This window comes from Streptococcus mitis (assembly GCF_001074635.1).
Taxonomy (GTDB): Bacteria; Bacillota; Bacilli; order Lactobacillales; family Streptococcaceae; genus Streptococcus; species Streptococcus mitis_E.
Map to the genome: position 1 here is coordinate 1 of NZ_JUQO01000164.1, position 10223 is coordinate 10223.

Sequence of the window (10223 nt, forward strand, 5' to 3'; positions counted from 1 at the left end):
CTCACCTCCTTTCGTAGGCGGTGTAGCAGTGCCGTATAATATTATACCACATAAGTGCTAAACTCAGGAGTCACCCAATCAGGTGGCTTTTTTGTTTGTGGCTTGGTTTTTTGATATAATAGAGCCATGAGTAGAATTTTAGATAATGAGATAATGGGGGATGAGGAGTTAGTAGAACGCACGCTCCGTCCTCAGTACTTACGTGAATATATTGGGCAGGACAAGGTCAAGGACCAGCTACAAATCTTTATCGAGGCTGCCAAAATGCGGGATGAAGCGCTGGATCATGTCCTCTTATTTGGCCCTCCAGGCTTGGGAAAAACGACCATGGCTTTTGTTATTGCCAACGAACTAGGTGTCAATCTCAAGCAGACTTCGGGTCCAGTCATTGAAAAAGCTGGTGATCTAGTAGCGATTTTGAATGACTTAGAGCCTGGGGATGTCCTTTTTATTGATGAGATTCATCGCTTGCCCATGTCGGTGGAGGAGGTGCTTTATAGTGCCATGGAGGACTTCTACATTGATATCATGATTGGGGCTGGTGAAGGCAGTCGCAGTGTTCATTTGGAGTTGCCACCTTTTACATTGATTGGTGCGACGACTCGGGCTGGTATGCTCTCAAATCCACTACGGGCACGTTTTGGGATTACAGGTCATATGGAGTATTATGCTCATGCTGACTTAACAGAAATTGTCGAGCGGACGGCAGATATTTTTGAGATGGAAATCACTCATGAGGCAGCGTCTGAGTTAGCCCTACGTAGCCGTGGGACCCCTCGTATTGCCAATCGTCTCCTCAAGCGTGTGCGCGATTTTGCCCAGATTATGGGGAATGGGGTTATCGATGATCTTATTACGGATAAGGCTTTGACTATGCTGGATGTTGACCATGAAGGTTTGGACTATGTGGATCAAAAAATCCTTCGCACCATGATTGAGATGTACGGTGGTGGCCCTGTCGGATTAGGAACTCTTTCTGTGAATATCGCCGAAGAGCGTGAGACAGTTGAAGACATGTATGAGCCTTACTTGATTCAAAAAGGCTTTATCATGCGAACACGTTCTGGACGGATGGCGACTGCTAAGGCATATGAGCATTTGGGGTATGAGTACAATGAAAAATAAGCAAGAAATCCTAGATAGTGTTAGAAAAAATCCTGATATGATGGCTATTCTGACCATCATCCGTAACCTTGGTTTGAAAGATTCTTGGTTGGCAGCAGGTTCTGTCAGAAATTTCATCTGGAATCTCTTGTCAGACAAATCCCCTTTTGACTGTGAAACAGATGTAGATGTAATTTTCTTTGATCCAGATATTTCTTATGAGGAAACCTTGTTCCTAGAGAAAAAGCTGAGAGAGGACTTTCCTCAGTACCAGTGGGAATTGAAAAATCAAGTCTATATGCACCAGCACAGTCCTCATACTGCTCCCTATACCAGTTCCTGTGATGCCATGAGTAAGTATCCAGAACGGTGTACGGCAGTTGGACTGCGCTTGAATGAAGAATCCGATTTTGAGCTCTATGCACCTTATGGTTTGGAGGATATTTTGAATTTTCAAGTTCATCCAACTCCTCATTTCTTAGAAAATGAAGACCGAATGGAACTTTATCGAACACGTCTATCCAAGAAAAATTGGCAGGAGAAATGGAAAAATTTGATTTTTAAAAATACTTAAGGAAACTTTAAGCTAGGAAGTGTATACTAAGTTTATAAGTTAAGAAGACCTTAACTTAAACTCCTAAAACTTTTTCATAATAATCTCCCTATAAAAATTGAGTCGCCCAATCAGGCGGCTTATTTTTTTGAAAAATGGGCTTTGTGCCTGAGAATAAATAGCTTAGTGATAGAAGAAAATAGGGAAATATGGTATAATGAAACGATAGATTTTTGAATAGGAATAAGATCATGTTTGGATTTTTTAAGAAAGATAAGGCTGTGGAAGTAGAGGTTCCGACACAGGTTCCTGCTCATATCGGCATCATCATGGATGGCAATGGCCGTTGGGCTAAAAAACGTATGCAACCGCGAGTCTTCGGACATAAGGCGGGCATGGAAGCATTGCAAACTGTGACCAAGGCAGCCAACAAACTAGGCGTTAAGGTGATTACAGTTTATGCTTTTTCTACGGAAAATTGGACCCGTCCAGATCAGGAAGTAAAGTTTATCATGAACTTGCCAGTAGAGTTTTATGATAATTATGTCCCGGAATTGCATGCGAATAATGTTAAGATTCAAATGATTGGGGAAACGGACCGCCTGCCTAAGCAAACTTTTGAAGCTCTGACCAAGGCTGAGGAATTGACTAAGAACAACACAGGTTTGATTCTTAATTTTGCCCTCAACTATGGTGGACGTGCTGAGATTACACAGGCTCTTAAGTTGATTTCTCAGGATGTGTTAGATGCCAAAATCAACCCAGGTGACATCACAGAGGAATTGATTGGCAACTATCTCTTCACCCAGCATTTGCCTAAGGAGTTACGAGACCCAGACTTGATTATCCGTACTAGTGGAGAATTGCGTTTGAGCAATTTCCTTCCATGGCAGGGAGCCTACAGTGAGCTCTATTTTACGGATACCTTGTGGCCTGATTTTGACGAGGCGGCCTTGCAGGAAGCCATTCTTGCCTACAATCGTCGTCATCGCCGATTTGGAGGAGTTTAGGAGGAAATATGACACAGGATTTACAGAAAAGAACCTTGTTTGCAGGGGTTGCTCTGGCTATTTTCCTACCAATTTTAATGATTGGGGGACTCTTGCTTCAGATAGCAATTGGAATCATAGCCATGCTAGCCATGCATGAACTTTTGAAGATGAGAGGTCTAGAGACTATGACTATGGAGGGCCTCTTAACCCTCTTTGCAACCTTTGCTTTGACCATTCCCTTGGAGAATTATCTGACTTTTTTACCAGTTGATGGGAATGTGGTTGCCTATAGTGTTTTGATTTCAATCATGTTAGGAACGACCGTTTTTAGTAAGTCTTATACGATTGAGGACGCTGTTTTCCCTCTTGCTATGAGTTTCTATGTAGGCTTTGGATTTAATGCTTTACTAGATGCTCGCGTTGCAGGTTTAGATAAGGCTCTATTGGCCTTGTGTATCGTCTGGGCTACCGACAGTGGTGCCTATCTTGCTGGGATGAACTTTGGGAAACGGAAACTGGCTCCAACGGTTTCTCCAAATAAAACCTTTGAGGGTGCCTTGGGTGGTATTTTAGGCGCTATTTTAGTAACCATCATCTTTATGATGTTTGACAGAACAGTTGCTCTTCCGTATGGAATTTACAAGATGTCGGTCTTTGCTATTTTCTTTAGCATTGCTGGACAATTTGGTGATTTACTAGAAAGTTCGATCAAACGTCATTTTGGTGTCAAGGATTCTGGGAAATTTATCCCTGGACATGGTGGTGTTTTGGATCGTTTTGATAGTATGTTGCTTGTATTTCCAATCATGCACTTATTTGGACTCTTTTAATCAAAAGACGGAGGAAATACTATGCTCGGAATTTTAACCTTTATTCTGGTTTTCGGGATTATTGTGGTGGTGCACGAGTTCGGGCACTTCTACTTTGCCAAGAAATCAGGGATTCTAGTGCGTGAATTTGCCATTGGCATGGGACCCAAAATCTTTGCTCACATTGGCAAGGATGGGACGGCCTACACCATTCGAATCTTGCCTCTTGGGGGCTATGTTCGTATGGCCGGTTGGGGTGATGATACAACTGAAATCAAGACAGGAACTCCTGTCAGTTTGACGCTTACTGATGATGGTAAAGTTAAACGCATAAATCTTTCAGGTAAAAAATTAGATCAAACAGCCCTTCCTATGCAGGTGACCCAGTTTGATTTTGAAGACAAGCTCTTTATCAAGGGCTTGGTTCTGGAAGAAGAAAAAACATTTTCAGTGGATCATGATGCAACGGTTGTAGAAGCAGATGGAACTGAGGTTCGGATTGCCCCCTTGGATGTACAATATCAAAATGCAACTATATGGGGAAAACTGATTACTAACTTTGCAGGCCCTATGAATAACTTTATCTTAGGTGTCGTTGTTTTTTGGATTTTAATCTTTATGCAGGGTGGTGTCAGAGATGTAGCTACCAACCAGTTTCATGTCATGCCCCAAGGGGCTTTGGCTAAGGTGGGAGTGCCAGAAACAGCACAGATTACCAAGATTGGCTCACATGAGATTAGCAACTGGGAAAGCTTGATCCAGGCTGTGGAAGCAGAAACTAAAGATAAGACGGCCCCGACCTTGGATGTGACTATTTCTGAAAAGGGAAGTGAAAAACAAATCACTGTTACTCCAGAAGAAAATCAAGGTCGTTACCTTCTAGGTGTTCAACCGGGAATTAAGTCAGATTTTCTATCTATGTTTGTAGGTGGATTTACAACTGCAGCTGACTCGGCTCTCCGAATTCTATCTGCTCTGAAAAATCTGATTTTCCAACCGGATTTGAACAAGCTAGGTGGACCTGTTGCCATCTTTAAGGCAAGTAGTGATGCTGCTAAAAATGGAATTGAGAATGTCTTGTACTTCTTGGCAATAATTTCCATCAATATTGGGATTTTTAATCTTATTCCGATTCCAGCCCTGGATGGTGGTAAGATTGTGCTCAATATCCTAGAAGCCATTCGCCGCAAACCATTGAAACAAGAAATTGAAACCTATGTCACCTTGGCCGGAGTGGTCATCATGGTTGTCTTGATGATTGCTGTGACCTGGAATGACATCATGCGACTCTTTTTTAGATAATCGAGGAATATTATGAAACAAAGTAAAATGCCTATCCCAACGCTTCGCGAAATGCCAAGCGATGCTCAAGTTATCAGCCACGCTCTTATGTTGCGAGCTGGTTATGTTCGCCAAGTTTCAGCAGGCGTTTATTCTTACCTACCACTTGCTAACCGTGTGATTGAAAAAGCTAAAAACATCATGCGCCAAGAATTCGACAAGATTGGTGCCGTTGAGATGTTGGCTCCTGCCCTTCTTAGTGCAGAATTGTGGCGCGAATCAGGTCGTTATGAAACTTATGGTGAAGACCTTTACAAACTAAAAAACCGTGAAAAATCAGACTTTATCCTAGGTCCAACTCACGAAGAAACCTTTACAGCTATTGTCCGTGATTCTGTTAAGTCTTACAAGCAATTGCCGCTTAACCTTTATCAAATCCAGCCTAAGTATCGTGATGAAAAACGCCCACGTAATGGACTACTCCGTACACGTGAGTTTATCATGAAAGATGCTTACAGTTTCCACGCTAACTATGATAGCTTGGACAGTGTTTACGATGAGTACAAGGCTGCTTATGAGCGTATTTTCACTCGTAGTGGTTTAGATTTCAAGGCTATCATCGGTGACGGTGGAGCCATGGGTGGTAAGGACAGCCAAGAATTTATGGCTATTACACCTGCTCGTACAGACCTTGACCGATGGGTTGTTTTGGACAAGTCAGTTACCTCATTTGATGAGATTCCTGCAGAAGTGCAAGAAGAAATCAAGGCAGAATTGCTCAAATGGATGGTTTCTGGTGAAGATACCATTGCTTACTCAAGTGAATCTAGCTATGCGGCTAACTTGGAAATGGCAACAAACGAGTACAAACCAAGCAACCGTGTTGTCGCTGAAGAAGAAGTGACTCGTGTTGCAACGCCAGATGTTAAGTCAATCGATGAAGTTGCCGCCTTCCTCAATGTCCCAGAAGAACAAATGATTAAAACCCTCTTCTACATGGCAGATGGTGAGCTTGTTGCCGCCCTTCTAGTTGGAAATGACCAGCTTAACGAAGTCAAGTTGAAAAACCACTTGGGAGCAGATTTCTTTGACGTTGCTAGCGAAGAAGAAGTGGCAAATGTTGTTCAAGCAGGATTTGGTTCACTTGGCCCGGTTGGTTTGCCAGAGAATGTTAAAATCATCGCAGACCGTAAGGTGCAAGATGTTCGCAATGCAGTTGTCGGTGCTAACGAAGATGGCTACCACTTGAAGGGTGTGAATCCAGGTCGTGATTTTACTGCAGAATATGTGGATATCCGTGAAGTTCGTGAGGGTGAAATTTCCCCAGACGGACAAGGTGTCCTTAACTTTGCGCGTGGTATCGAAATTGGTCACATCTTCAAACTCGGCACTCGCTATTCAGCAAGCATGGGAGCAGATGTCTTGGATGAAAATGGCCGTGCTGTGCCAATTATCATGGGATGTTACGGTATCGGTGTCAGCCGTCTCCTTTCAGCAGTGATGGAGCAACACGCTCGCCTCTTTGTTAACAAAACGCCAAAAGGTGAATACCGTTATGCTTGGGGAATCAACTTCCCTAAAGAATTGGCACCATTTGATGTGCACTTGATTACTGTCAATGTCAAGGATGAAGAAGCGCAAGCCTTGACAGAAAAGCTTGAAGCAAGCTTGATGGGAGCTGGTTACGAAGTCTTGACAGATGACCGTAACGAACGTGTCGGAGTCAAATTCAGTGATAGCGACTTGATTGGATTGCCAATCCGTATCACTGTTGGGAAGAAAGCGGCCGATGGCATCGTAGAAGTGAAGATTAAAGCGACTGGTGATACTATCGAAGTTCATGCAGATAACGTGCTTGAAACGCTTGAAATTCTCAGCAAGAAATAAAAACTATAATCAGAAGAAAAACAAGGAAAAAATGTAACTAGTTTTTACCTTGTTTTTTCTGTATAATGGGAAAAATGAGTAGATAAAGAGGTAAATGTATGCTAAGATTTCCAAAGGATTTTGTCTGGGGATCCTCTACTTCTGGACCACAAACAGAAGGACGTGTAGCTGGTGACGGTAAGGGAGATAATCTCTGGGATTATTGGTACCAAGTGGAGCCAAATCGTTACTATAATGGGATTGGTCCAGATAAAACATCAACCTTTTATGAAAACTGGGAAAAGGATATTGAGCTACTGTTAGAGACTGGTCATACGGCCTTTCGGACTTCTATTCAGTGGTCACGGATTTTTCCACAAGGGCGTGGAAAAGTCAATGCTCAAGGTGTGGATTTCTATCGTAAGGTTTTTGAGGCTATTAAGGCTAAGGGGATTCGTCTTTTAGTCAATCTTTATCATTTTGATTTGCCTTTTGCCCTTCAAGAGGATGGTGATGGTTGGGAAAATAAGGCAACTGTCTCAGCCTATGAAGACTATGCTCGTTTCTGTTTTGAGACTTATGGAGATTTAGTGGATCAATGGATTACCTTTAACGAGCCAATCGTTCCAGTAGAATTTGGCTATTTTTACGATGCCCATTATCCACATAAGGTGGATGCAGAGGCAGCCGTTAAAGTAGCTTATCATACACAATTGGCCAGCAGTCGGGCGGTCAAGGCTTGTCATGAACTTTTGCCAGATTCCAAGATTGGGATTGTCTTAAACTTGACACCGGCTTATCCACGTAGCCAGCATCCTGCTGATGTCAAGGCTGCTCGTATTGCGGACCTTTTTCAAGCCCAATCTTTCTTAGATCCGTCTGTTTTGGGGACTTATCCACAGGAGTTAGTAGAAATTTTGCATGAACACGGTCTCTTGCCTGATGCTACAGAGGAGGAGTTGGAGCTCATTCGTGACAATACGGTGGACTTCCTTGGTGTCAACTACTATCAACCTTTGCGTGTTATGGCTCCTCGATTTGCTAAGCATCCAGAGAGTCCACTCTTACCAGAACATTTTTACGAGCCTTATGTGATGCCTGGACGTAAAATCAATCCTCATCGTGGCTGGGAGATTTATGAGCAAGGGATTTATGACATTGCCCAAAATATTAAGGAAAATTATGGCAATATTGAGTGGATGTTGACAGAGAATGGTATGGGTGTTGAAGGGGAAGAAAAATTCCGTGAGAATGGAATGATTCAAGATGATTACCGTATTGACTTTGTAAAAGGTCATCTTCGCGAACTGCACCGTGCCATTGAAGATGGAGCCAATTGTAAGGGATACTTGATTTGGACCTTTATTGACTGCTGGTCATGGCTCAATAGCTATAAAAATCGCTACGGTTTGGTTGAATTAGACTTGGAAACGCAAGAACGTCGTCTGAAGAAATCAGGGCACTGGTTCAAGGAATTAAGCGATAATAATGGATTTTAAAAAGGACTCTGACTGATTATCCTAATTGGTCAGAGTCTTTTGCTTACAGGAGCTTAATTTGAACTATACCAATTTTTACTCTTGACAAGTGAAAGAAACAAGTATATACTGTTTTTGCTGATTCTATAAAAGAGGAATTAGACTATACCAATTTTAAGGAGAAAGCACAGCTGGTCTGTGTCGTATATACTATGTGTGGAATTGTTGGTGTTGTTGGAAACACAAATGCAACTGATATTTTGATTCAAGGGCTTGAAAAGCTCGAATACCGTGGCTATGATTCTGCGGGGATTTTTGTCCTAGGTGGTGCTGAAAACCATCTGGTTAAGGCGGTTGGTCGTATCGCAGAATTGTCTGCCAAGACAGCTGGTGTTGAGGGAACAACTGGTATCGGACATACTCGTTGGGCGACTCACGGAAAACCAACTGAAGACAATGCTCACCCACACCGCTCTGAGACAGAACGTTTTGTCTTGGTTCACAATGGGGTGATTGAGAACTACCTTGAAATCAAGGAAGAATACCTTGCAGGTCACCACTTCAAGGGGCAAACAGACACTGAAATTGCCGTTCACTTGATTGGAAAATTTGCGGAAGAAGAAGGTCTCTCAGTTCTTGAAGCCTTCAAAAAAGCTCTTCACATTATCCGTGGTTCTTATGCCTTTGCTTTGGTTGACTCACAAGATCCTGAAGTCATCTACGTAGCTAAAAATAAATCACCACTTTTGATTGGGCTTGGGGAAGGCTATAACATGGTCTGCTCAGATGCTATGGCTATGATTCGTGAGACCAACCAGTACATGGAAATCCATGACCAAGAGTTGGTAATCGTCAAGGCGGATAGCGTGGAAGTGCAAGACTATGATGGCAACAGTCGTGAACGTGCTAGCTACACTGCTGAGCTTGATTTGTCAGATATCGGTAAGGGAACTTATCCTTACTATATGCTCAAGGAAATCGATGAGCAACCAACAGTTATGCGTAAACTCATCCAAGCTTACACAGATGAGACGGGTCAAGTAGTGGTAGATCCAGCTATCATTAAGGCCGTTCAAGACGCAGATCGCATCTATATCCTTGCAGCTGGAACATCTTACCACGCAGGATTTGCTTCTAAGAAGATGTTGGAAGAATTGACAGATACACCAGTTGAACTTGGAATCTCATCTGAGTGGGGTTACGGTATGCCACTTCTCAGCAAGAAACCACTCTTCATCTTTATCAGTCAGTCTGGTGAAACAGCGGATAGTCGTCAGGTTTTGGTTAAGGCTAATGAAATGGGCATCCCAAGCTTGACAGTGACAAATGTCCCAGGTTCAACCCTTTCACGTGAAGCCAACCATACCATGCTCCTTCATGCAGGTCCTGAAATTGCCGTAGCCTCAACCAAGGCCTATACAGCGCAAATTGCAGCCCTTGCATTCCTTGCAAAAGCAGTCGGAGAAGCAAATGGTAATGCTAAAGCGCAAGCCTTTGACCTGGTTCATGAGTTGTCAATCGTAGCTCAGTCTATCGAATCAACTCTTTCAGAGAAAGAAACCATCGAAGCCAAGGTTCGTGAGCTTCTTGAAACAACTCGCAATGCCTTTTACATTGGGCGTGGTCAAGATTACTACGTAGCCATGGAAGCAAGTCTCAAACTTAAAGAGATTTCTTACATCCAGTGTGAAGGCTTTGCGGCAGGAGAGCTCAAGCACGGAACTATTGCCTTGATTGAAGAAGGAACGCCTGTCTTGGCTCTCTTGTCAGATCCAGTCCTTGCCAACCACACTCGTGGAAATATCCAAGAGGTGGCAGCCCGTGGTGCCAAGGTTCTCACTATAGCAGAAGAAAATGTTGCTAAAGAGACAGACGATATCGTCCTTACGACCGTACACCCTTACCTCTCACCAATTTCAATGGTCGTGCCAACGCAATTGGTCGCCTACTTTGCAACCCTTCACCGTGGACTTGATGTGGACAAACCACGTAACCTTGCTAAATCAGTAACGGTAGAATAAGCTAAAAAGTCTAGTTATCTAGGCTTTTTCTTGTGAGCAAATCGATTGCTTGTACTCAAGATTTGTGTTATACTCTTCGAAAATCTCTTCAAACCACGTCAGCTTCCATCTGCAACCTC

The 10223-nt window shown here is 43.0% G+C and carries 8 protein-coding genes; all 8 read left to right on the plus strand.

All coding sequences use genetic code 11. From position 1 onward, the window contains the following. Nucleotides 1-126 precede the first annotated feature (126 nt). The 8 genes from ruvB to glmS all read left to right on the plus strand — a co-directional run bounded on the left by ruvB (nucleotide 127) and on the right by glmS (nucleotide 10104). The gene (ruvB, locus tag ADI58_RS06860; RefSeq protein ID WP_080982500.1) at nucleotides 127-1125 is read left to right on the plus strand and encodes a Holliday junction branch migration DNA helicase RuvB; all 999 of its coding nucleotides are present in this window, start codon (nucleotides 127-129) and stop codon (nucleotides 1123-1125) included. Beyond that, nucleotides 1106-1678 carry a nucleotidyltransferase family protein gene (locus ADI58_RS06865; protein ID WP_049521964.1) on the plus strand — a complete coding sequence of 191 codons (573 nt, stop codon included), beginning with the start codon at nucleotides 1106-1108 and terminating at the stop codon, nucleotides 1676-1678. Before ruvB ends, ADI58_RS06865 begins: the two co-directional genes overlap by 20 nt. 230 nt (nucleotides 1679-1908) lie before the next feature. Further along, nucleotides 1909-2667 (plus strand): isoprenyl transferase, encoded by a 759-nt coding sequence (locus tag ADI58_RS06870; RefSeq protein WP_000466722.1) that lies wholly within the window; start codon nucleotides 1909-1911, stop codon nucleotides 2665-2667. An 8-nt stretch (nucleotides 2668-2675) separates the two neighbouring features. Beyond that, nucleotides 2676-3479, plus strand: coding sequence for a phosphatidate cytidylyltransferase (locus ADI58_RS06875; RefSeq protein ID WP_049521965.1), 804 nt, complete (start codon nucleotides 2676-2678; stop codon nucleotides 3477-3479). Nucleotides 3480-3500: 21 nt separating this feature from the next. After that, the gene (gene rseP, locus ADI58_RS06880) at nucleotides 3501-4760 is read left to right on the plus strand and encodes an RIP metalloprotease RseP (RefSeq protein ID WP_049521966.1); all 1260 of its coding nucleotides are present in this window, start codon (nucleotides 3501-3503) and stop codon (nucleotides 4758-4760) included. Nucleotides 4761-4772: 12 nt separating this feature from the next. Continuing rightward, on the plus strand, nucleotides 4773-6626 hold the full coding sequence (locus tag ADI58_RS06885; protein WP_049521967.1) for a proline--tRNA ligase: 1854 nt from the start codon (nucleotides 4773-4775) through the stop codon (nucleotides 6624-6626). Nucleotides 6627-6724: 98 nt separating this feature from the next. Then, complete coding sequence (gene bglA / locus ADI58_RS06890; protein WP_049521968.1) at nucleotides 6725-8104, plus strand: 6-phospho-beta-glucosidase; 1380 nt, start codon at nucleotides 6725-6727, stop codon at nucleotides 8102-8104. Nucleotides 8105-8295: 191 nt separating this feature from the next. Further along, nucleotides 8296-10104, plus strand: coding sequence for a glutamine--fructose-6-phosphate transaminase (isomerizing) (gene glmS, locus ADI58_RS06895; RefSeq protein ID WP_049521969.1), 1809 nt, complete (start codon nucleotides 8296-8298; stop codon nucleotides 10102-10104). The last annotated feature ends 119 nt before the right edge of the window (nucleotides 10105-10223 follow it).

Bases quoted from the DNA above. Each gene is read 5' to 3' on its own strand.
- ADI58_RS06875 (WP_049521965.1), top strand. From the start codon at position 2,676: ATGACACAGGATTTACAGAAAAGAACCTTGTTTGCAGGGGTTGCTCTG.
- rseP (WP_049521966.1), top strand. From the start codon at position 3,501: ATGCTCGGAATTTTAACCTTTATTCTGGTTTTCGGGATTATTGTGGTG.
- ruvB (WP_080982500.1), top strand. From the start codon at position 127: ATGAGTAGAATTTTAGATAATGAGATAATGGGGGATGAGGAGTTAGTA.
- ADI58_RS06885 (WP_049521967.1), top strand. From the start codon at position 4,773: ATGAAACAAAGTAAAATGCCTATCCCAACGCTTCGCGAAATGCCAAGC.
- ADI58_RS06870 (WP_000466722.1), top strand. From the start codon at position 1,909: ATGTTTGGATTTTTTAAGAAAGATAAGGCTGTGGAAGTAGAGGTTCCG.
- bglA (WP_049521968.1), top strand. From the start codon at position 6,725: ATGCTAAGATTTCCAAAGGATTTTGTCTGGGGATCCTCTACTTCTGGA.
- ADI58_RS06865 (WP_049521964.1), top strand. From the start codon at position 1,106: ATGAGTACAATGAAAAATAAGCAAGAAATCCTAGATAGTGTTAGAAAA.
- glmS (WP_049521969.1), top strand. From the start codon at position 8,296: ATGTGTGGAATTGTTGGTGTTGTTGGAAACACAAATGCAACTGATATT.